The organism is Paenibacillus sp. FSL H7-0690 (assembly GCF_037980415.1).
In the GTDB taxonomy this organism is placed as follows: Bacteria; Bacillota; Bacilli; order Paenibacillales; family Paenibacillaceae; genus Paenibacillus_AQ; species Paenibacillus_AQ odorifer.
The window spans coordinates 1,468,697-1,490,258 of record NZ_CP150281.1 but is presented as its reverse complement, the minus strand read 5'-3'; the positions used below and the strand labels follow the sequence as shown (position 1 = coordinate 1,490,258).

The 21,562-nt window shown below is 43.9% G+C and carries 18 protein-coding genes and 1 other annotated feature; of the genes, 4 read left to right on the top strand and 14 right to left on the bottom strand.

Annotation, left to right across the window (positions count from 1 at the left end):
* Window positions 1–63 precede the first annotated feature (63 nt).
* The 5 genes from MHI32_RS06650 to ilvB form a co-directional block, all read right to left on the bottom strand.
* Window positions 64–4,062, bottom strand: a complete 3,999-nt coding sequence (locus tag MHI32_RS06650) for a collagen binding domain-containing protein (RefSeq protein ID WP_340012057.1) — start codon at window positions 4,060–4,062, stop codon at window positions 64–66.
* Window positions 4,063–4,349: 287 nt separating this feature from the next.
* Window positions 4,350–5,891 (bottom strand): 2-isopropylmalate synthase, encoded by a 1,542-nt coding sequence (locus MHI32_RS06645; RefSeq protein ID WP_038569217.1) that lies wholly within the window; start codon window positions 5,889–5,891, stop codon window positions 4,350–4,352.
* A gap of 102 nt (window positions 5,892–5,993) precedes the next feature.
* A complete protein-coding gene (gene ilvC, locus MHI32_RS06640) occupies window positions 5,994–6,986 on the bottom strand; it encodes a ketol-acid reductoisomerase (protein ID WP_036679485.1) in 993 nt (330 codons plus the stop codon).
* Window positions 6,987–7,163: 177 nt separating this feature from the next.
* Window positions 7,164–7,652 carry an acetolactate synthase small subunit gene (ilvN, locus tag MHI32_RS06635; RefSeq protein WP_170914191.1) on the bottom strand — a complete coding sequence of 163 codons (489 nt, stop codon included), beginning with the start codon at window positions 7,650–7,652 and terminating at the stop codon, window positions 7,164–7,166.
* Window positions 7,649–9,391, bottom strand: coding sequence for a biosynthetic-type acetolactate synthase large subunit (ilvB, locus tag MHI32_RS06630; protein ID WP_248547824.1), 1,743 nt, complete (start codon window positions 9,389–9,391; stop codon window positions 7,649–7,651). Before ilvB ends, ilvN begins: the two co-directional genes overlap by 4 nt.
* A gap of 591 nt (window positions 9,392–9,982) precedes the next feature.
* Here ilvB and MHI32_RS06625 point away from each other — a divergent pair.
* On the top strand, window positions 9,983–10,429 hold the full coding sequence (locus tag MHI32_RS06625; RefSeq protein WP_036679492.1) for a GNAT family N-acetyltransferase: 447 nt from the start codon (window positions 9,983–9,985) through the stop codon (window positions 10,427–10,429).
* Between the two features lie 22 nt (window positions 10,430–10,451).
* Here the strand turns inward: MHI32_RS06625 and MHI32_RS06620 are convergent, their stop codons facing one another.
* From MHI32_RS06620 to MHI32_RS06600, 5 genes are all read right to left on the bottom strand, one after another.
* Window positions 10,452–10,781 carry a hypothetical protein gene (locus MHI32_RS06620; RefSeq protein WP_076128060.1) on the bottom strand — a complete coding sequence of 110 codons (330 nt, stop codon included), beginning with the start codon at window positions 10,779–10,781 and terminating at the stop codon, window positions 10,452–10,454.
* Window positions 10,782–10,965: 184 nt separating this feature from the next.
* Window positions 10,966–11,922, bottom strand: coding sequence for an ABC transporter permease (locus tag MHI32_RS06615; RefSeq protein ID WP_036679496.1), 957 nt, complete (start codon window positions 11,920–11,922; stop codon window positions 10,966–10,968).
* Window positions 11,923–12,996, bottom strand: coding sequence for an ABC transporter permease (locus MHI32_RS06610; RefSeq protein WP_076107269.1), 1,074 nt, complete (start codon window positions 12,994–12,996; stop codon window positions 11,923–11,925).
* Complete coding sequence (locus MHI32_RS06605; protein ID WP_076192998.1) at window positions 12,989–14,527, bottom strand: ABC transporter ATP-binding protein; 1,539 nt, start codon at window positions 14,525–14,527, stop codon at window positions 12,989–12,991. The genes MHI32_RS06610 and MHI32_RS06605 overlap by 8 nt, the downstream gene beginning before the upstream one ends.
* 179 nt (window positions 14,528–14,706) lie before the next feature.
* Window positions 14,707–15,756, bottom strand: a complete 1,050-nt coding sequence (locus MHI32_RS06600) for a BMP family ABC transporter substrate-binding protein (RefSeq protein WP_076107271.1) — start codon at window positions 15,754–15,756, stop codon at window positions 14,707–14,709.
* A gap of 309 nt (window positions 15,757–16,065) precedes the next feature.
* Here MHI32_RS06600 and MHI32_RS06595 point away from each other — a divergent pair, with 309 nt between their 5' ends.
* Window positions 16,066–16,608, top strand: coding sequence for an acyl-CoA thioesterase (locus MHI32_RS06595; protein ID WP_051491073.1), 543 nt, complete (start codon window positions 16,066–16,068; stop codon window positions 16,606–16,608).
* Window positions 16,609–16,737: 129 nt separating this feature from the next.
* Here MHI32_RS06595 and rplT read toward each other — a convergent pair whose 3' ends face one another.
* From rplT to MHI32_RS06575, 4 genes are all read right to left on the bottom strand, one after another.
* Window positions 16,738–17,097, bottom strand: coding sequence for a 50S ribosomal protein L20 (rplT, locus tag MHI32_RS06590; RefSeq protein ID WP_036679505.1), 360 nt, complete (start codon window positions 17,095–17,097; stop codon window positions 16,738–16,740).
* A gap of 31 nt (window positions 17,098–17,128) precedes the next feature.
* Window positions 17,129–17,329: a 50S ribosomal protein L35 gene (gene rpmI / locus MHI32_RS06585; protein WP_036679507.1), complete on the bottom strand. Its 201-nt coding sequence runs from the start codon at window positions 17,327–17,329 to the stop codon at window positions 17,129–17,131.
* A gap of 60 nt (window positions 17,330–17,389) precedes the next feature.
* A complete protein-coding gene (infC, locus tag MHI32_RS06580; protein ID WP_036679510.1) occupies window positions 17,390–17,887 on the bottom strand; it encodes a translation initiation factor IF-3 in 498 nt (165 codons plus the stop codon).
* A gap of 57 nt (window positions 17,888–17,944) precedes the next feature.
* Window positions 17,945–18,089 (bottom strand) — a sequence feature (ribosomal protein L20 leader region).
* 78 nt (window positions 18,090–18,167) lie between these two features.
* Window positions 18,168–19,406: a glycosyltransferase family 2 protein gene (locus MHI32_RS06575; RefSeq protein ID WP_036679513.1), complete on the bottom strand. Its 1,239-nt coding sequence runs from the start codon at window positions 19,404–19,406 to the stop codon at window positions 18,168–18,170.
* Between the two features lie 404 nt (window positions 19,407–19,810).
* Here MHI32_RS06575 and MHI32_RS06570 point away from each other — a divergent pair, with 404 nt between their 5' ends.
* The gene (locus MHI32_RS06570) at window positions 19,811–20,338 is read left to right on the top strand and encodes a phosphatase PAP2 family protein (protein ID WP_076128062.1); all 528 of its coding nucleotides are present in this window, start codon (window positions 19,811–19,813) and stop codon (window positions 20,336–20,338) included.
* Between the two features lie 51 nt (window positions 20,339–20,389).
* On the top strand, window positions 20,390–21,505 hold the full coding sequence (locus MHI32_RS06565; RefSeq protein WP_076128064.1) for a glycosyltransferase: 1,116 nt from the start codon (window positions 20,390–20,392) through the stop codon (window positions 21,503–21,505).
* The last annotated feature ends 57 nt before the right edge of the window (window positions 21,506–21,562 follow it).

Below are 21,562 nucleotides of genomic sequence, written 5' to 3'. Positions count from 1 at the left end.
AATAACCTATCAAGACATAATAAAGACACCCGGATAAAACCGGGTGTCTTTATTATTACCTTCCTAGTTATTACGTTTGAATCGTCTTGTTAATACAAACCCTAAAAGTACTAGACTCCCACCAACCAAGTAGATCGGAAACGCGCTGTCTTCTCCTGTTTTCGGAAGCTGAGTCGGTTTATTGCTGTTATTTCCTGGCTTAGTGACTGTACCCTTTGGTACTTCCTCCACATCAATCTCTATGAGGATTTCTTCTTCATTTCCATTCTCATCTGTAACAATAATGGTGAACTTATCTTTACCAATATAGCCCGGATCAGGTGTGTAGACCCATTTGCCATCCTTAGTAATAATTACTTTACCATGTCCCGGCTCATCTCCCAGGCTTGGCACTCCCCCAAGTGGAATTTCACCTTCAATAGGAACATCTTCATTGGTAATCTCTTTCTGCACAGGTGGAGTTACCTGCGGAACAACAGGCGTACTAGTTGCCACAGGCTGGCTTGGAGTAGCTGTTGGCGTTGCCGTCGACACTGGCGTTACCATCGGTGTTGGCGAAGGTGTTGCCACCACAACTGGTGTTGCCGTTGGCGTAGAAGTAACGACTACTTCCGGAGTCGGTGATGGTGTCCAGATAGGACCTGTCGGTTCCTCTGGAGTAGACGTTGGTGTTGCTGTCGGCGTCGACGTTGGTGTTGCTGTCGGCGTCGACGTTGGTGTTGCTGTCGGCGTCGACGTTGGCGTTGCTGTTGGCGTCGACGTTGGTGTTGCTGTCGGCGTCGACGTTGGTGTTGCTGTTGGTGTCGATGTTGGTGTTGCTGTTGGCGTCGACGTTGGTGTTGCTGTCGGCGTCGACGTTGGTGTTGCTGTCGGTGTCGACGTTGGCGTTGCTGTTGGCGTTGCTGTTGGCGTCGACGTTGGCGTTGCTGTTGGCGTCGACGTTGGTGTTGCTGTCGGTGTCGACGTTGGTGTTGCTGTCGGCGTCGACGTTGGTGTTGCTGTTGGCGCTGGCGTTGGTGTTACCGTTGGTGCTGGCGTTACGGTCGGTATAGGCGTTGCTGTTGGTGTCGGAACTTTGTTTTTTACCTCAAGGCTTATCCCTGTCGTCGAAGAAATAGTCACTTCATGTGGTGTTTGATCAAGAACATAACCAGCAGGCGCTGTTTTCTCAATTAATACATATTTCCCACCTGTCAGTTTGGTAAATTCAAGTATCCCGTTTGTATCCGTAGTGCCTTCCTTAATCCAGATCTTATCGGCATCAACTACCCGATACAGATCAAAAACGGCCCCACTTAACACCTTACTCGTATTCCCGTCTTCTACTTTGGTAATCGTCAACGGTCCTCTTACGCCGCTTCCTGTGCCGGAGCCGCTAGAGAGCTTAACGATAATTTCCTCGGTGCTTACACCTGGAACTACCTTGATGTTTTTACCATCGAAACTAACCTGATTGGTTACCTTATCATTGTTTTGTGCTGTGATCAGGGAGTCATATTTCAAAATATAAGCTTCGGAAATATCCTTCAGGAAACTAAGCTTAAAGCTTTCTTTTCCGTCATTATCCGTAGTGATTTCCAGCTTATAATCTGTACCACTCACCAATTCTTGGTTGGTCGATGTTACATCCCCATTGCTTGCAACTTTCGTTTTGTAGACATGGAATGTATTGGACAGCAGGATTTGATTGTCGCTTGGAATATCCGTAATTACCGCTTCTTTTACAAAAGATTGGTTACGGTTGATGTAAACCGTCCAATGTATTTTATTGCCATCCTGCGCACCTTCTTTGTTAACGTATTCCCCGCCCTGAGGGATATTAACAGAAGCTTGCAGTTTAGCGGACTCTACTTTCGCACCGTCATATAACGTAGCTGTATTTTTAATTTCATTTGAATCAATCGCTTGATCCGCGAACGTTGTTTTGAAAGTGACGTAGAACGCATAATTAATCGTTTTATTAAATGTCACCTTCAGCTCACTGCCATCCAGCTCCACTTTATAGTCCGCGGAATTCACACTAGCTTGAGGAGAAGGATTTCCATCCTTTCCATACTCCCATTTATTCACTTTCACAGAATCCATATTTACAACTTGGCCAGCTGAAATGGTATCAACCAGTTGAGCTTGGATTAACGTTTTCTGATTATAATTAGCCCCAATGTTCCAAGTGATTTCCTTAGTTACAGCATTGTAGGAACCACTCTTCTTCCCATTGTTTTTAACCTCATCTCTTGGATTAAAGGTTCCGGTCGCTTCTTTATGCTTAGACTCCTGCACCCCATTAACCGTTTCTTTCCAATCGAGTGCACCTGTATTAGTGAATTGAGTTTTGCCCGGAGCCAGCCAATCATAGTTAAAGCTTGTTGTATAAGTAATTGTGTAAGGCTCATTTATCGGCGCATTAAAAGTAATCACAAATCCATCGTTTACTGCAACCGGATCATGCGCATTGTAAACAACACTATGGACGGTAGCAGTTCCACCTTTAGTTGGTTGAACCTTTAATGTACCCGGGACAAGCTTTAATCCAGCATTGCCAAAAGTATCTGTCACCACTAGATTTTCCATAGTCTTGCTGTCATCGTTAATTTGGATAGTCCAATCGAGGGTCTTAGTCGCATAATTAACGTTACTATAATTTTTATGGAGAATTTGCTGCTTGATATCACTGTAACCCGTTTCTGTTTTTCCATCATAAGTAATCTTGTTCGTAATCTGACCATCAACAAATACTCTGCCGTTTGCCTTTGTCTGATATTCAATACGGTAGGCAGAATTTATATCATTGTTAAATTTCAGATCAAAACCATTTAATCCCGTTGCAGTTGTTGGAGTTATTGTATATTCGCTTGAAGCGATTTCCGCGCCTTTAACCCCGTTGCCATTACTGTCGATCGTTACAGGATAAACTTTAACCGAGTTGAGAATTAGATCTTGAGTGTTATTGAATGTATCCTTCAAAATAGCATTTGCCGCTGAAATTGTTTTTTCATTGTAATTGAAATTAACAGCCCAGGAAATCACCTGATTCGCTGCATCGTAATTGGTGGACTCTTTCGATAGTGGTTTGCCACGTCCTACTGTAACTGTAGTGCTAGCCTTTTTAGAAAATCCGTTATCTCCTGTTAAGACTGCCTCATTCAAAAAGGTTTTCGCATCTACACCAGTACCAGTAATATCCGTAGAGAAGCCAATCCGGTAAGCTTTAGTAAGCGGGTTATCCGCAAATTTCAGCTTTAACTCTCCCAAAGTGGATCCTGTCACATCATACTTGTTGCTGTCCACTAGATTGCCAAGACTCACAGTCCCATCGACCTTCACATCAAGCTCATAAACAGCAATAGATACCGTATTCAGTGATAATCCCGCAGGGAGTGTGTCTGTGACCACTGCATTTTTTACGCTTTCCAGTGCCTTATTCACATCAACCGTCCAAGCGATGCTTGTTGGGTTATAATACTGCGGCTTAGGCGAACCGTCTTTTTCTATAGTAGAGCTAACCTTCGGCTTAAAATTAAGCTCAATGGTCTGAGTACCGCCTTGTATCGGGAAAATCAGGGTTTGCTTCGTGGAGCCTGTAATTTTCTTGGAGCTCAAAAGCGACCTAACGGAGAAAGTCCCTCCCACTTTATCGTGGGTTTCGATATAAGCATTAAATGTAAATACAACGCGGTTAGTATTTTTGTCGACGGTATAAGTCCCTACAGGCTCATCGTCAAAAATAAGATCACCATTCAGATCGTTATAAAGTTCAAACTGTGTTGGAAGATCAAAGGTATAGGTGGACCCATCCTTATATCCATGCCCATCTGGAAGTGACCATGTATAGTTCAATTCCGAATAGGAATCAAGTTCATATACACTTTCTGTAACCGTATTTGTGTATTTATCATCGGTGTATACAGCAAGCGTAACACTAGTAATGAGGTCATCTCCAATTACAGTACCGTTGCCACTCGCATATGCCTGCGAATTGACTCCAAAGCCAAAGCTGTAAGCCCATTGCGTCACAAGCAAGAATACTACGAGCAATGCGCTAATTTTCTTTTTTGATAACATTATTAAAAATGCCTCCTTTGTCACTCCGTTTATCGTGCTTTTCCTAAGCTTTATCCTTTGAATCCCGTACTCTACTCCCCCGCATTAACCTCCTTGACGCTTTCTCATGATATAAATTTGAAACCTAACAACTATTGTAAATAGTCCATCTATACATAATCTGAACAGCGTCCTATTGCAGTCTTGGAGATCTTTTTATTGCAAAAAAAAACAGGGATATGCGCAATAACTCGCATATCCCTGTCGTATTTACTACTTAATGGAAAATAAAAATAACATTGTACATCTTATAGACTAGCGTGATCACGTTTGGTGTAAGTCTTACGCTTCTCCAGAAGCTTGTTCAGCGCATCAATATAAGCGCGGGCACTTGCTTCTAGAATATCGGTGCTAAGTCCACGGCCTTGTGCAGCTACTTCTCCCTGCGAAAGCACCACATGAACCTCACCCTGCGCATCTTTACCACGGGAGACCGATTTAATCGAATAATCTCCAAGGGTAACTTCCTCATTCGTGGCTTTATCAATAGCATTGTAGATGGCATCTACTGAACCATTACCTTCGGCCTCAGCTACAATCGGCTGGTCTTCCGGACCCGCAATAATAACCTTGGCGGTTGGAACAGCTTCATTACCATAAGTAACGAACATCGTTTGCAACTTAAAGACTTCTGGCGTATCAATTAATTTCTCTTCAATCAAAGCCAAAATGTCTTCATCTGATACTTCTTTTTTCTTATCTGCCAAATCCTTAAATCTAGAAAAAGCGGTGTTCAGCTCTTCTTCGGACAAATCATACCCAAGATCACTCAACTTATCGCGGAAAGCGTGCCGTCCAGAGTGTTTGCCGAGTACCAGCTTGCTCTCTTTAAGTCCAATAGTCTCCGGTGTCATGATCTCGTAGGTAGTTTTCTCTTTCAGCATCCCGTCCTGGTGAATACCCGATTCATGAGCAAATGCGTTAGCTCCTACAATCGCTTTATTCCCTGGAACCACCATACCTGTCAGCTTGCTGACCAGACGGCTTGTGCGAGAGATCTCGGATAACGTAAGCGATGTTTTTGCGCCAAAAAATTCAGCCCGTGTCTCAAGCGCTAGCGCAACTTCCTCAATCGCTGTGTTCCCGGCACGTTCACCGATACCGTTGATCGTTCCTTCGATCTGATCTGCACCATTCTGAATCGCAGCCAGCGTATTTGCTGTAGCCATACCAAGATCGTTATGACAATGGGCACTAAGCTGTACGCGTTCAATATCAGGCACATTCTCTTTTAGATATTTAAAGATAGCTCCGTACTCCGAAGGATTCAAATAACCTACAGTATCCGGGATATTAACAACATTAGCGCCTTCCCGGATAGCCATGCCGACCATTTCAGCCATGAAATCATACTCCGTACGTCCCGCGTCTTCTAATGAAAACTCGAGCTTAGGGAAATATTTTTTAGCGTATCGGATAGCAGACTGTGCAGTTTCCAGCACCTGAGCCTTATCCATCCGTAGCTTATGCTGGCGGTGAATAGGAGATGTAGCCAGAAAAATATGAATACAAGGGTCCTGCGCTCCCTGTAGTGCTTCTTTTACAGCATCAATATCTGTCTCTCTAGAACGAGAAAGGCCGATTACCGTGACGTTCTTCACAGCTCTTGCCACCGCATTAACAGAAGCTAGATCACCTGGAGAAGCTGCAGGAAAACCCGCTTCCATGCGATCAATTCCCAGCTTCTCTAACTGGTAAGCGATCTCCACTTTCTCACGCGTGTTGAGGTTCACACCTGGTGACTGCTCTCCATCTCGCAGTGTCGTATCGAACACATAAATTTTCCGCATGCTAAGCACCTCCCAAAAATTGTGCTGAAACTCTCAAATGCGGCTCGCAAAGTCACGGCCGCATTTGAAGGTAATACTATTTAATCATAAGTATGATTATGATTATTTCTTAATCCAGTGCATCATTTCACGCAATTGGCTACCTACAACTTCTACTGGGTGAGCAGCTTCGTTGCGGCGAGTAGCGGTAAGGAAAGCACGTCCGGATTGGTTCTCAAGGATAAAGTCACGAGCGAATTTACCTTCTTGAATATCTGTCAGAACAGCTTTCATAGCTTTTTTAGTATCTTCAGTTACAATGCGTGGTCCAGTTACATAGTCACCGTACTCAGCAGTGTTACTGATGGAATCGCGCATGCTGGACAATCCGCCTTCGTATACCATGTCAACGATCAGCTTCAATTCGTGCAGACATTCGAAGTAAGCCATCTCAGGAGCATATCCTGCTTCAGTCAATGTTTCGAAGCCAGCTTTGATCAGTGCGGATACACCACCGCAAAGTACAGCTTGTTCACCGAACAAGTCAGTTTCGGTTTCTTCACGGAAGGAAGTTTCGATAACCCCTGCGCGTGTACAGCCGATACCTTTTGCATAAGCAAGACCGATTTCTTTAGCTTTTCCAGTTGCATCTTGTTCGATAGCAATCAAGCCAGGAACGCCAAAGCCTTCAACATAAGTACGACGAACCATGTGACCTGGAGATTTTGGTGCTACAAGCAGCACGTCTGCATCTTTAGGAGCAACGATTTGTCCAAAGTGTACGTTAAAGCCGTGGGAGAACATCAAAGCTGCGCCTTTTTTGAGGTTTGGTTCTACTTCATTTTTATATACCGAAGCCTGTGTTTCATCTGGCATTAGGATTTGCACAACATCTGCACGGGATACTGCTTCAGCTACTGGCAATACTTCAAAACCGTCATTTTTCGCAGTTTCAAAAGATTTACCTTCACGAAGACCGATGACAACTTGAAGACCACTGTCACGCAGGTTTTGTGCTTGGGCATGTCCTTGGCTACCGTACCCGATTACCGCAATTGTCTTTCCTTTTAATACACTAAGTTCTGCATCCTGTTCATAGTACGTTGTAACTGCCATTGTCAATATCCTCCTTTAATTTGAGACCCATCATAAAGAGCGGGTGCTTCAAGAGAACTGGAATCATAGAAGATCTAGCTGCTCCTCAAGCTCCCGCTCTTTAGCGGGAAGTTCATTCATATCATATCAGATTAATGCAATCAAGCAGTAATCCGTTAAAGTCGCAAAATAAAATATTTAAGAGTTACCGCGTACCATAGCCGTAATACCCGTGCGAGACAGCTCTCTGATTCCATAAGGTTTCAAAAGCTCGATCATCGCATCAATCTTCACTGTATCTCCAACTACCTGTACTAACAATGTAGTGCTGCCAATGTCAACAACTGAAGCCCGGAAGGTTTCTACAACGCCCATAATTTCCGGACGCTCACTTGGATCAGCATTCACTTTAATCAGAGCCAGCTCACGAGCAACCATTGGCTTAGATCCAAGATCAACGACTTTAATTACATCAATTAACTTGTAGAGCTGCTTCTCGATTTGTTCAAGCGTATGCTGGTCTCCAAGAGTAACGATAACCATCCGGGACAATCCAACCTCTTCAGACTGGCCAACCGTTATACTCTCAATATTAAATCCGCGGCGACCGAACAAACCCGACACCCGTTGAAGCACACCCGGCTGGTCATTTACGAGTACAGAAATCGTATGTCTTGTCACTGTTATTCATCCCCCATCAGCATATGATCGATGGTTGAACCTTGAGTTACCATCGGGTAGACATTCTCGTCTTTTGGAACAACGAATTCTACCAATACTGGACCCGGTGTTTCCAGTGCTTTCTGCCATGCATCACGTGCTTCTTCCTTATTCGTCGCCCGTAGACCTTTTACACCATAGGCCTCAGCCAGCTTAACGAAGTCCGGACTGCCTGCGAGGTCTGTAAAGCTGTAACGTTTATCATAGATAAGATTCTGCCATTGGCGAACCATGCCAAGCACCTGATTGTTAATTACTACAATTTTGACTGGTATATTGTTAATCGCACATATCGCTAGCTCTTGGGAACACATTTGCATGCCGCCATCACCATTAATGGATACTACCAGCCGTTCAGGATGTGCCATCTGTGCACCGATAGCTGACGGGAATCCGAAGCCCATCGTTCCAAGACCGCCTGAAGTAATCCATGAACGCGGATGATTGAACTTATAGTATTGTGCAGCCCACATTTGATGCTGACCAACATCCGTTGTAACAATCGCTTCACCTTTAGTGGTGTCATTGATCATTTCAATCACCCATTGTGGTTTAAGCTCTGTTTCTGAATCCCTATACCGAAGCGGCTGATCTAGCTTCCACTGAGCAATCTGTGTTCTCCAAGCATCAGCATTAGCTGCGCGGCCAACCTCAGGATTCAGCATTTCCAATACAGTTTTTACATCGCCTACAATCGGAATATCAGGCGATACATTTTTCCCGATTTCTGCAGGATCGATATCGATATGCACGATTTTGGCTTTTGGCGCGAAGCCGTCCAGTCTGCCAGTAACACGGTCATCAAAACGTGCACCGATATTAATGAGCAAATCGCACTGTTGGATCGCATTATTCGCGGTATACGTACCATGCATACCCGGCATTCCCATCCAAAGTTCTTCTGCACTAGGGAAAGCTCCGAGACCCAGCAAGGTTGTAGTAATTGGAATCTCTGTCCGTTTCACGAATTCGAACATAGCTTCATGTGCTCCGGAGTAAATAACTCCACCACCTGCAATGATGATCGGACGTTCAGCAACCGCAATCGCACGAACCAATTTATCAAGCTGCAGTTTGTTTGGAACTGTACAAGGATTGTAGCCCCGAAGATTCACTGTTTTCACTGGTGTGAACAACGTCTTCGCTGCTGACACGTCTTTCGGAATATCGATCAACACTGGACCTTTACGACCGGTATTCGCCACATGAAAAGCTTCATGTATAACACGCGGGAGATCCTCAACATCTCTTACAAAGTAGCTATGCTTAGTGATTGGCATCGTTATCCCGGTAATGTCTGCTTCCTGGAAAGCATCTGTACCGATCAGGCTGGAGAATACGTTACCTGTGATTACAACCAATGGAGTGGAGTCCATATATGCTGTAGCAATACCTGTTACAAGATTCGTTGCTCCGGGACCTGAGGTAGCTATACATACCCCTGGTTTGCCACTTGCTCTAGCGTAACCGTCAGCTGCATGAATAGCACCTTGCTCATGACGTGTTAACACGTGATTGAAATCCGTAAAACCGTACAATGCATCATAGATGTACAGTACAGCTCCACCCGGATATCCGAATACAGTGTCTACACCTTCTAATACAAGGCTGCGGAGTAATATCTCGGAACCGGAAATGACCTCCGGCTCCATCCATTTTTCTTTTAACTGCTCAGTAGACCGTAATTCCGGTATTTGCGCGCTCATCAGTATTCCTCCTCCGATATTTAACATTCATTATGCAAATGACGGACCGTCCTTTATACATCAGCAAATGGTTCCTTATAAAACAAAAAAACCTTTCGCCTCCCACGCACAGTATTAGCGCGTGAGGGACGAAAGGTTGATCTTCCGTGGTACCACCCATGTTTGCATTACATCTCGCGATGCAACGCCTTATCAGGTATACAAAAATCCATCGATGTAGGCAAGGGCCCTAATCTCTGTAACCTGAAGTCCCTAACGCGGACTAAACGATTTCCCCTAATAATTCCACCACTCTAGCCAGTGGACCTTTCAGGAAAACAGCTCCGAGGTGAGCTCGTATATAAGGGATTTCGGTGGAGGTTGCAGCAGATCCTCACACTCTCTGAGCAAAAGAGCCCTTAAAACTTCGTCCTCATCATTGCCGATACATGTATGTTCGATAAAATGTTTAGACACATTATATGATTCCTAACATGGATAAGTCAATACCCTTATTTTTAATATTGTCACAACTCCTACTTCTACGTGCTGGGAACCCCCACCATGCTCCCGACATATGATGTACGACAATGCGTAGAAAGGGGGCGCTCTATGATCCGTTATCGTCGACCCAAGCAGGATGACGTCATTATCCTTGATTTAATCGAGCGACAGCTTGTACCATTATCTCATTTGCCAAAGACTGAAATTGCCAAAATCAAAAAAGATATCCCCCGTCGTCTGGGACACGGTATCACCTTAGTCGCCTGTCCCGACTATGAGAGTGATCCAATGGGGTTTGTCCATTTCCTGCTGCATGGTGATTTACTTTATATCGATATGTTAGCCATAGCACCCGCAGCACGGCGCAAACACTTGGGGAATATGCTCATGGATCGAGCAGAACGATTTGCACTATCACGCGGATGTCATCGGGCTAAGGTATCCGTCGATTTAGGAAACACAGCAGCTCTTGCCTTTTATCAAAAATTGGGCTACAGCGTAGCCCGTTATCAATCCCTAAGCTTCTGTTACGAATTGGAGAAAAGGTTCATCTAGTTAAATCAAATTTCAACTGAACTTAAAAGAATCCGAAAGGTGGATAGGGTGTGCCTCCGTACCCGTAACCTCCATAAGGATTGCCATAGCCAGGACCTCCGCCATAAGGCGCTCCACCGCCATAGCCACCACCAAAAGCATAAGGTGCTGTACCAATGGCTAGCAAATCAAACAACACTAAAGGAATGATTGCTTTGGTTTGTACTTTTTTACCACTTACGCGTTGTAATATCAGACGATTTCCGGATACACGAAGCAGTTTCCCTGTCACCTGAGTACCGTCCTTTTTTACTGCAATGATCTGCTTACCTACGAGTCTCATAACTTGCTTCTTCGTAACTGGCTTAGTCATATGATCCCCTCCTAAATGTTTTGTACGCCTCTCATTTGCATCATCTACAAAACAGTCTATTCGATGGAAAGGACCTTCGCCTGTACACTTGCCCTCCTGCCTCAATGTTTATCCTTGCTGATCCTAATAAAAAAGCCGTATTTCCGGGAAAAGACCGGAAATACGGCTTTGAAAGGTTACATTTCTATCGCTTACCAGGATCGTATGGCTGTCCTAATGCCTTAGGAGCAGAGGATCGGCCTACAGCCCCTACCAGCACGATGATAGTCAGTACATAAGGGATCATAAAGATAAACTCTTGAGGAATATTTTGTGACCACTCATACAATTGAACATAGTTGCGGATCGCTTGGGAAAATCCGAAGAATACCGCTGCACCAAAGGCACCAAGTGGATTCCATTTCCCAAAGATCATCGCTGCAATGGCGATAAAACCTTGACCAGAGATTGTATTATGTCCAAAGGTTCCGGTTGTTGTTAAAGTGATTGTAGCTCCACCAATACCCGCCATCAATCCACTCAACATTACACCGATATATCTCATCCGATTAACTTTTACACCCAGTGTATCTGCAGCACTTGGATGCTCACCTACTGCACGCAAACGCAATCCAAATGGCGTCTTAAACAGAACCAAATAAATAACGATGACCAGTATTATGGCCAGATAAGTTGTAGGATAGGAATTAAAAATCCCTTCACCAATCACTGGGATTTTGGAGAGCCCAGGAATTGCAACCTTGCTAAACCCATCAATGATCGGAGTTTCAGCAGATCCATCAAACAGGAGCTTTACCATATAGAGCGTGCTTCCTGCAGCTAAAAAGTTAATAACCGTACCACTAATCGTCTGATCAGATTTAAAGGTTATAGATGCAACCGCATGAATTAGTGAGCCTAGCACACCAACAGCTATAGCACAGAGTACACCAACCCAAGGAGCCCATTCGCCCATTCCAGCGTCCTGAGCATAATAACCGCCTACTGCTGCCGCAAAGGCACCAAACATCATCAAACCTTCAAGTCCAATGTTTACGACACCGGAACGTTCAGAGAAGATGCCGCCAAGTGAGGCAAAAATGAGCGCTGTGGAAAAAACAAGCGTTGTATTAAGCAGTTGACCTAACGTCTGCAGATCCATCTATAACACCTTCTCTTTCTTGCGCTTGAAGTAAAAGGGCTTAAGCACCCAGCGCACAATCCCTTGTGCCGCAATAAAGAATATGATTGAACCAATAACGATACGAATAAGCTCTGGTGGAACATCTGCAGCAAAACTCATACCCGCAGAACCATAAGTCAGCGTACCGTAGAGAATCGCAGCCAGAATAACACCAAGTGGATGTGTTAAACCAAGAAGAGCAACAGCGATACCATCAAATCCATATCCTGGCGATGCCGCGAAAATAGCTTGATAATGGAATACACCAAGCACCTCTCCTGCTCCGGCCAGACCGGCGAATACACCACTTATGAACATTGCCTTCATAACGTTACGTCCAACATTCATCCCTGCATATTCGGCAGCATGTGGATTGTAACCAACTGCACGCATTTCGTAGCCCTGCTTGGTCTTCCATAAGTACACATAGAAGAATACCGCTGCAGCAAGAGCAATAGCTGTACCCCAGTGTAGACGTGCATTATCAAATATCGAATTCAAAAAGGTCATGGAAAGCGAGGCCGGAATATCCTCGGAACGATTTTGTCCTGGAAGCAACAAAAAGTTTCTAACGATATAATTCGACAGGTAAAGAGCAATCCAGTTTAACATGATTGTGGTAATAACTTCGTTAATCCCACGTTTTGCTTTCAAATAACCGGCAATCCCTGCCCATAAACCACCGCAGACACCCGCAATAATTACAGCAAGCGGGACAAGCAGGAAGGATGGCAGACCTGCCATCTTAATACCCACCACTGTTGCCGCTGTCATACCAATCATTACTTGGCCATCTGCCCCGATATTAAACATCCCTGAACGGAATGCGAAAGCTACGGCTAGCCCTGTAAGCATTAATGGTGTCATTTCGCGCACAGCTTCACCAAAGTTATACAAATTACCAAACACACGTTTGAACAGTGCGGAGTAAGCAGTTATCGGATCATAACCGCCCAGAAGCATAACTATTGCTCCCACAAGAAAACCAAGCACGATGGCAACCAGAGGAACGATGTAGCTGTCAGTTGTGAAGATTTTTTTGAACTTATTCAACTGCCTTACCTCCCCGCTGCAAGCTGCCTGCCATCATAAGACCCAGTTCCTGATCATTCGTATCTTGCGGGAACACTTCACCGACAATTTTCCCTTCATAGATAACAGCGATTCTGTCAGAGACGTTCATAATCTCGTCCAATTCAAAGGAAATAAGTAGAACAGCCTTTCCTTGATCACGCTGAGCTATGAGTTGCTTCTGAACAAATTCAATAGCCCCAACATCTAGACCGCGTGTAGGTTGTGCGGCAATTAACAATGTCGGATTTTTATCTATTTCCCGCGCAATAATCGCTTTCTGTTGATTTCCGCCGGATAAAGAACGTGCTTTGGTCTCTATTGAAGGTGTACGTACATCAAATTGCTCTATAAGCTTCGCTGCGTACTTATCAATGACATCATTTTGCAAAAAGCCATTTTTGTTGTAAGGACTCTTATAATAGGTTTCCAAAACCATATTCTCACTCATGGTGAAATCAAGCACTAACCCATGCTTGTGGCGGTCCTCAGGAATATGAGAGACATTCATCTCTGAAACCTTCCGCGGTGATAAATTAGCAATTTCATTGCCAGACACGGTTATCGAACCCGAATCAATTTTGCGCAGACCTGTAATGGCCTGGATCAACTCACTTTGTCCATTACCATCTACGCCAGCAATCCCGAGAATTTCCCCTGCTTTTACTTCAAAGCTAAGACCATCCAGTACGGAGACCCCATCTTTACTCTTACTGCTGACATCCTTCAGTTTGAGTACAGATTGGCCAACCTCAGGAACCTTCTTGTCCACTTTGAAAGTTACGCCACGCCCAACCATTTTTTCAGCTAGCTCATTAGGATTGGTCTCCGCGGTATTCACAGTATCAATTACTTTCCCACGTCTAATAATGGTGACCCGATCAGATATTTGCATGATTTCTTTAAGCTTATGCGTGATCAAAATAATGGATTTTCCCTCTGCAACAAGCCGCTTCATAATCGCCATGAGTTCCGTAATTTCTTGAGGCGTAAGTACTGCGGTCGGCTCATCAAATATGAGAATATCCGCTCCACGGTACAGGGTCTTCATAATTTCTACCCTTTGCTGCATACCTACCGAAATGTCATGAATAACGGCATTTGGATTCACTTGCAGGCCATATTGCTCCGATAGCTTCCGAACCTGTTCCGCAGCGGATTTATAGTCAATTTTAAGACCTTTTTTCGGCTCCATCCCAAGAACAATATTCTCGGTCACCGTAAAAGGCTCCACAAGCTTGAAATGCTGATGAACCATACCAATACCAAGCTCAATAGCTTTATTGGGGTTATCAATAATAACCGGTTTCCCGTCGATTTCAATACTGCCTTCATCCGGTTGATACAATCCAAATACAATGTTCATTAAAGTGGACTTGCCTGCACCATTCTCACCAAGCAATGCAAGGATTTCACCCTTTTTAAGCGTCAAGCTAATGGAATCGTTAGCAACAATACCGGGAAAGCGTTTTGTGATTTGCTTCAACTCTACGACAGGAGCCGCAGCACTCATGGAATCACCCTCATCACAGAATATATAACTACCTTATAGACACGGATGTACCGCCCTTTGTAAGGCGGTATATCTATGTTCCTCTTATCATAACCAGTGCTTTAACAAGGAATAAGGCCAGCACAACACCGGCCTTATTCTTTGATCCTTATTGTAATGCAATAAATGGAGACTAACTATTACTCGGAAGGAACAGTGATTGTTCCATCAATGATTTGTTTTTTGTATTCTTCAACTTTAGCCAGGATCTCTTCAGAAACGTTGTCCTTAGTATCAGAAATACCTACACCATTATCTTTCAGACCAAGAACGGTTGTAGTACCACCCTTGAACGTACCGTCAATTACTTCTTTAGAAACTTTAAGAACAGCTTCGTCTACACGTTTGATCATGGAAGTCAAAGTAACGTCAGTACCAAACTCGATGGATTGGTCTTTATCTACACCAATAACCCATACTTTAGTACCGCCTGCTTTGTTACGAGCTTTAGCTTCGTTGAATACGCCATTTCCTGTTTGTCCAGCAGCAGGGAAGATAATGTCGTTTCCGTCGTTATACAATGTAGCCGCAAGAGATTTACCAACGTCTGGTTTGTCATAACCACCAGCATAAGTAGGTGTTACTTTAGCTGAAGGGTTAACTGCTGCTACACCAGCTTTAAAGCCAGCTTCAAAACGTTTGATTACAGGGCTTTCCAGACCACCGATGAATGCAACTTTGTTAGTTTTTGTAGTCAGACCAGCAACCACACCAACCAAGAAGGAACCTTCATTTTCGGAGAAAGTAACGGAAGCTACGTTAGGAGCTTCAACTACGCTATCAATGATAGCCAAGTTAGCATTTGGGTTCTCAGTAGCTACTTTTTTAATTGCGTCGCCAAGATCAAAACCAATACCCCAAGTCAAGTTGTATCCATCTTTAACGAAGGAGTTAAGGTTTGGCTCATAGTCAGCATTTGATTTACTTTGCAAGTACTTAACGCCACTACCTGTTTCTTTTTCAAGAGCTTGCAATGCTTCCCATGCGGATTGGTTAAACGATTTATCGTTTACGCCACCAATGTCAGTAACCATACCAAATTTGAAATCGGATTTAGGTGCGTTTGTTCCTGCATTGGTTCCTGCATTAGTTTCACCTTTAGCGGCGTTGTTATTGTTGTTTCCACAGCCTGTCAAAACGACTGTAAGAGACAGCAACATTGCAAGAGATAGCTTTAAACCTTTTTTCATTGAATGTAATCCCCCTTAAAATATTGGATGTCTTCTGTGTTCTGCTTGGACATTCCATTAGTTCAAATTATAACTGCAATAAAATCTAAAATCCAGTGCATAAATGACCTCAGGTCAATAATAATTTGCACTTTTTAGCAAGTAACCGCTTTCCATGACATAGCATGTTACAGTTATGTCTGGTTAATGTCAGAAACCCTGATTTTACTCTGTATAGTATTCCAACACATTACAAATATTATTGCACACTTAAGTGTTTTCTATTATTATGATTCCTTAGTAATTGCACTGAAAGGAAGTTATCAGATCATGACCGAAGAAATAAATCCACAAACAACACCGGCCTTCAAATATTGCCGTGAATCCCGTGTCTTCAAAACCGGACGCGTTTTCCCTAATGATGTCAATAATCACAAAACATTATTCGGTGGCAAGCTTATGAGCGGCATTGATGAAGTAGCCTCCATTTCAGCTATGCGCCATTGTCGAACTAACGTCGTCACAGCCTCTACAGACTCTGTAGACTTCTTGAGACCCATTCGCCCTACGGACTCCGTATGCTTTGAATCCTTCGTCTCCTGGACCGGACGGACAAGCATAGAGGTGTTTGTGAAGATCATTTCAGAAAATCTATATACTGGAGAGCGCGCTGTCGCTGCTACTTCATTCCTAACCTTTGTCGCAGTCGAAGAGGATGGCACACCTACTCCGGTCCCAGCTATCATCCCAGAGACAGACGAAGAGAAGCTGATCAACGAATCTGCTAATGAACGTTCCGAGCTACGAAAAGTTCGCCGCAATATCAGCAAAAAACTCGCCGCTCAATTAAACACCATAAAGTACTGGGAATAGCTCTGCAGATGCAGAGCTTTTTCTTTTATGTAGGGAATTCCAACGCTGCTTCATCCCTATCTTACCGCACAAAAAAGCACCGCTGCATGGGCAACCCGCAGGCGGTGCTTTTCGGTTATATTACAACACTTACGCGTTGATTTTCTCTTTAGCAATACCAGCCAAGGAGTTGAATGCGTTAAGATCATTCACAGCCAGATCAGCCAGCATTTTACGGTTAACTTCTACACCAGCCAATTTCAGGCCGTATACAAGCTTGCTGTAAGAAAGACCGTTCAAACGAGCTGCTGCATTAATACGAACGATCCACAGTCTGCGGAAGTTACGTTTAGTTTGACGACGGTCGCGGTAAGCGTAAACCATCGATTTCATTACTTGTTCTTTAGCTGTTTTAAAAATACGGTGTTTAGAACCGAAATAACCTTTTGCCAATTTCAACACTTTTTTATGTTTACGACGAACTACAAATCCGCCCTTAACTCTTGCCATATTAATAAACCTCCCAAAAATGTGTAATAAACTATTTCAAGTTAGCCAATCCTTGTTTCAAACGTCTTACATCCCCAGGGGCCATTACTGGATTTCCGTTCAGAACGCGCTTAGCGCGTTTAGATTTGTGGGACAGCAAGTGGTTTTTGTGAGCTTTGTAACGTGTTACTTTACCAGTTCCGGTAATTTTGAAGCGGCCTTTCAGGCTGCTGTGTGTTTTCATCTTAGGCATGGTGTTTCCTCCTTGAATATTATGCGGCGCCAAATTGCAGATAAGCAAGTGACTCCAGATTTATTGAGCTTTAGGAGCCAAAATCATAATCATGCTGCGGCCTTCCAGCTTTGGCTGGCGCTCAACAACAGATATATCAGCCACTTCGTTCTTCACTCGTTCGAGGATTTTTTGGCCGATATTCGCGTGTGTAATCTCACGTCCGCGGAAACGTACGGAGCACTTCACTTTATCGCCCTCACCCAAGAACTTGATCACATTGCGGAACTTAGTTTGATAATCATGTTCCTCAATGTTAGCACGGAACCAGACTTCCTTGATATCAACGACCTTCTGGTTTTTACGCGCTTCCTTCTCTTTCTTCTGCGTTTCATAACGGAACTTGCCGTAATCCATGATGCGGCATACCGGCGGCTTAGCCTGTGGTGCTACATTGACTAGATCCAGATTAAGATCGATCGCCATTTGCAGCGCTTCGCGGATCGGTTTAATTCCGATTTGCTCACCTTCCGCACCAACCAACCGTACCTCTTTGGCCCGAATTTCATCATTGATCATATGTTCCTTACTGATAACTCTCCACCTCCGGATCTTTTTAACAACTATTCTCACGTAACTCCATAAAAAAGGGGTGCCGGTAACACCCGACACCCCGTGTTTGATCAACGTTCATGAACATTAACATTCATAAAGCATTGAGATCAAAACCAGCCGGCGAATATGCCAGTCAGGTGAGAAGCAGGTGCTTCTTCTTGCAATCCCTATGATTTGCGTACTTGAATACTATACACCACACTATTTGGGGTGTCAATCCTTTTATGCAGAAATTTCGTGAATTTTATACCTGCTTACTTTGTACTTCTTCAAGTCGTACTACGCGAGTATGCTTGGTATGGCTCCATTGCTTATTGTTCTGCGTGAAGAACGCATAGAACGTAATCGGATACCACGAGATCAAGTAGATCGGGAAGAATACAAGATAAGCATATACTTTCTTGAACGTAACCTTCTCCAATGCCATCGCAATACCAAAAGTCACCAGATTGGCGCCAATAGCCAGGAAGCTGAGCCAGATCGGCAAGCTGCCGTAAATGTTAGCGATATTCGGTCCGTTAAAGAACGCCATATCCACCCACATTACCGCCGTCATTAAAAAAGTGAGCAATACAATATATACATTCGCTCCATAAAGCGCGAGGTCAAACTTCGTTAAGCTGCGTTCTTTAATACTTTGCCAAAGCAATGGGAAAAAATAACGGCGAGCAACAGTGAAGTGCCCCTGCATCCAACGCAGACGCTGTCTTGAGGAGGCCTTGAAGGTTAACGGCTTCTCATCAAATACCTTTGCATCATAATTGAACTTAGGATATACACCATGTGCTGCACTACGCATCGTAAACTCCAAGTCCTCGACCAAACTTGTAGCTCCCCAGCCCATTTCTTTAAGAAGTGTGGTTTCAAAACACATTCCCGTTCCGCCAAGGAAGTTAGCCATATTTAAATTATGGCGTGAAAGTTGCCACAAACGGTTAATATACCAGTACGAAATACCATAAGCAGCTGTAATCCAGGAATCCTCTGGATTCTTGGTGTCGATATAACCTTGGATTACCCGTGCACCTGAACAAAGATCATTATTCATCTCCATCAGGAACTCAGTATGCGCCAAGTTATCGGCATCGAACATGACAACAGCATCATATTGCCGCGGCATAGCCCACAGCTCTTTAAGCATCCATTCTATTGCGTAGCCTTTACCTCTCAGATTTGCATTGGTGCGGACACAAGCGTTCATGCCGTGTTCTCTAACGATGCGAGCTGTACCGTCTGTACAATTGTCACAAATTACAAATACATCGTACAGTTCTGATGGATAATTAAGCTGCTTCAGATTCTCCATTAATGCGCCGACAACTTCTTCCTCGTTATGTGCGGCAACAAGTACGGCAAAAGATTTTTCCGGCTTATACTGCGTTTTTTTCTTTTTCCTGTGCAGTCCGAATAATGAAAACGTAAACTGATAGACTGCGATTGCTGCCAAGATCACTTGGAGCGTAACAAACAGTGCGTCTGTCATGACCTTTTGATGCCCCCTTTTTTCACTCTTGGTGTTCTTTTTTTCTCTCTAGCTTGCTTGACGTTCTTTCTGACCCTTTTGTTGCATCCCTTAACAATAGACCAAGAGTATTCTTATTCTCGGCAGACTTCACAATTTTTATATATGCTGTTTAAAAGAATTCTATGGATTCCTTTTTTTGAATCCTTATTTATCTCTTACCCTTTTAAACAGGTTTAGTCTGCTTGAATCATTGTAAAGCGTAATAGTGCTCTAAGTCAAAACTGGCAAATTTCGTGTAAACCTGAGCTTTTCCTTGAAATGAACTACCTTTAAAAAGTATGATTAAGACAGATCTAAGCTATAGAACGGATTACTGCATTAACATCTGTTAACGGTAGCCGGACTAGCGGAGGGAATTAGATATGAGACATTTATTCATGAAACTACATCTCTGGGAGCGGCATCTTTTTAAGTGGATCAACGGACGAATGCATAATCGTTTTTTGAACTTTTGGCTCTTTTACCTTACTCATTTGGGTGGAGCTACAAGCACGATTGTTATCAATATACTGGTATGGGTATTAGCTCCTGAGCCTTGGAGAACTACAGGTTTACAAGCCTTAACAGCACTAGCTGTCAGCCATATACCCGTAGCTATCGCCAAAAAACTGTACCCGCGTATGCGTCCTTATCTGGCGTTACCGGAAACCAATACTTTTCGTAATCCATTAAAGGATCATTCTTTTCCATCTGGTCATACTACAGCTATCTTTGCTTCTACGGTCCCTTATATGCTGGCGTTTCCTGCTTTGACCGTTATTCTGCTGCCGCTAGCTTGTATTGTCGGATTTTCTCGTATTTATCTTGGATTGCATTATCCATCAGATGTTATAGCTGGCGCAGTGATCGGTTCCTGCGTAGCAGCTGGTACTATAGCCTTATGGATGTAAAGCATTTATTGTTAATAACCGGGAAAACCCTTGAGAATAGGTGAATCAACATTGCGTAAAAAAAGAATCTTAATACTCTCGGAAGGTTTTGGCGCCGGACATACACAAGCAGCTTATGCGTTGTCGAGCAGTCTGCGCCAATTATCGCCTAATTTACAAACGAAGGTGCTAGAACTTGGAAATTTTTTAAACCCCAAGATGGCACCTATTATTCTGTCTGCTTACCGAAAGACGGTAACGACACAGCCAAAATTGATGGGTTATGTCTACCGTCACCAGAAATCATTCAATCGTCTTACCACGCTTGCCTTGCATCGTATATTTTATACGCATGCCAAAAATATTGTGAGGCAACTGAAACCCGACGTAATTGTCTGCACACATTTTATTCCAGGTGCTGTAGTGTCCCGCCTAAAGAGATTGGATCCTACCCTAAATGTGCCGCTCGTCACCGTCATAACGGATTATGATGCGCATGCAACCTGGATTAGCCCAGAGGTAGACCTTTACCTGGTTTCAACACCTGAGGTTAAATCCAAATTACGCAGCCGAAATATTCCTGCCACGAAAATTCAGGTAACAGGTATACCGATACACCCTAATTTTTGGAAGCATCCCGGAAAGCAGGAGATTCGAGAGCAATTCAATCTGCGGGAGATGCCAACCGTTCTTGTCATGGGCGGAGGCTGGGGAATCATGAACGACCAAGTCGTAAATGCTTGTCTGGCGGAATGGCGTGACAAGATTCAGATTGTTTTCTGTCTCGGCAATAACGAACAGCTGCTAAAGGAAATGAAAGAAGACCCGCATTATAATCATCCTAATATCTCCTTACTCGGCTTTACGCGTGAAATCCACAAGCTGATGGAGGTGTCCGATCTGCTGGTTACAAAACCGGGAGGAATGACCTGCAGTGAAGGGCTTGCAAAAGGTATTCCGATGCTCTTCCATCACCCTCTTCCCGGGCAGGAGGAGGAGAATTGCCGCTACTTTACTGCAGCCGGCTTCGGAGAACCGATCGAATCTTTAGAGGTTGTCGAAATGTGGATGGAGCGCCTCTTAAACAACTATGAGGATGTGCAAAACAAGCGCAAACTTCATCTTGAAGAAATTGCGCGCTACCATCCTTTACAATGTGCTCAGAGTATCATTGAATTATTGGAATAGTTAATTTAAAAAAGCGGCAGCCTCCAAACTACTTTACTTGGAGAGTTGCCGCTTTAT

Coding starts and splice junctions, on each gene's coding strand:
- MHI32_RS06650 (WP_340012057.1), bottom strand. CDS start 4,062: ATGTTATCAAAAAAGAAAATTAGCGCATTGCTCGTAGTATTCTTGCTT.
- ilvB (WP_248547824.1), bottom strand. CDS start 9,391: ATGAGCGCGCAAATACCGGAATTACGGTCTACTGAGCAGTTAAAAGAA.
- MHI32_RS06600 (WP_076107271.1), bottom strand. CDS start 15,756: ATGAAAAAAGGTTTAAAGCTATCTCTTGCAATGTTGCTGTCTCTTACA.
- infC (WP_036679510.1), bottom strand. CDS start 17,887: ATGATCAATGATGAAATTCGGGCCAAAGAGGTACGGTTGGTTGGTGCG.
- rpmI (WP_036679507.1), bottom strand. CDS start 17,329: ATGCCTAAGATGAAAACACACAGCAGCCTGAAAGGCCGCTTCAAAATT.
- MHI32_RS06595 (WP_051491073.1), top strand. CDS start 16,066: ATGACCGAAGAAATAAATCCACAAACAACACCGGCCTTCAAATATTGC.
- ilvC (WP_036679485.1), bottom strand. CDS start 6,986: ATGGCAGTTACAACGTACTATGAACAGGATGCAGAACTTAGTGTATTA.
- MHI32_RS06620 (WP_076128060.1), bottom strand. CDS start 10,781: ATGACTAAGCCAGTTACGAAGAAGCAAGTTATGAGACTCGTAGGTAAG.
- MHI32_RS06570 (WP_076128062.1), top strand. CDS start 19,811: ATGAGACATTTATTCATGAAACTACATCTCTGGGAGCGGCATCTTTTT.
- MHI32_RS06615 (WP_036679496.1), bottom strand. CDS start 11,922: ATGGATCTGCAGACGTTAGGTCAACTGCTTAATACAACGCTTGTTTTT.
- MHI32_RS06575 (WP_036679513.1), bottom strand. CDS start 19,406: ATGACAGACGCACTGTTTGTTACGCTCCAAGTGATCTTGGCAGCAATC.
- MHI32_RS06605 (WP_076192998.1), bottom strand. CDS start 14,527: ATGAGTGCTGCGGCTCCTGTCGTAGAGTTGAAGCAAATCACAAAACGC.
- rplT (WP_036679505.1), bottom strand. CDS start 17,097: ATGGCAAGAGTTAAGGGCGGATTTGTAGTTCGTCGTAAACATAAAAAA.
- MHI32_RS06645 (WP_038569217.1), bottom strand. CDS start 5,891: ATGCGGAAAATTTATGTGTTCGATACGACACTGCGAGATGGAGAGCAG.
- MHI32_RS06625 (WP_036679492.1), top strand. CDS start 9,983: ATGATCCGTTATCGTCGACCCAAGCAGGATGACGTCATTATCCTTGAT.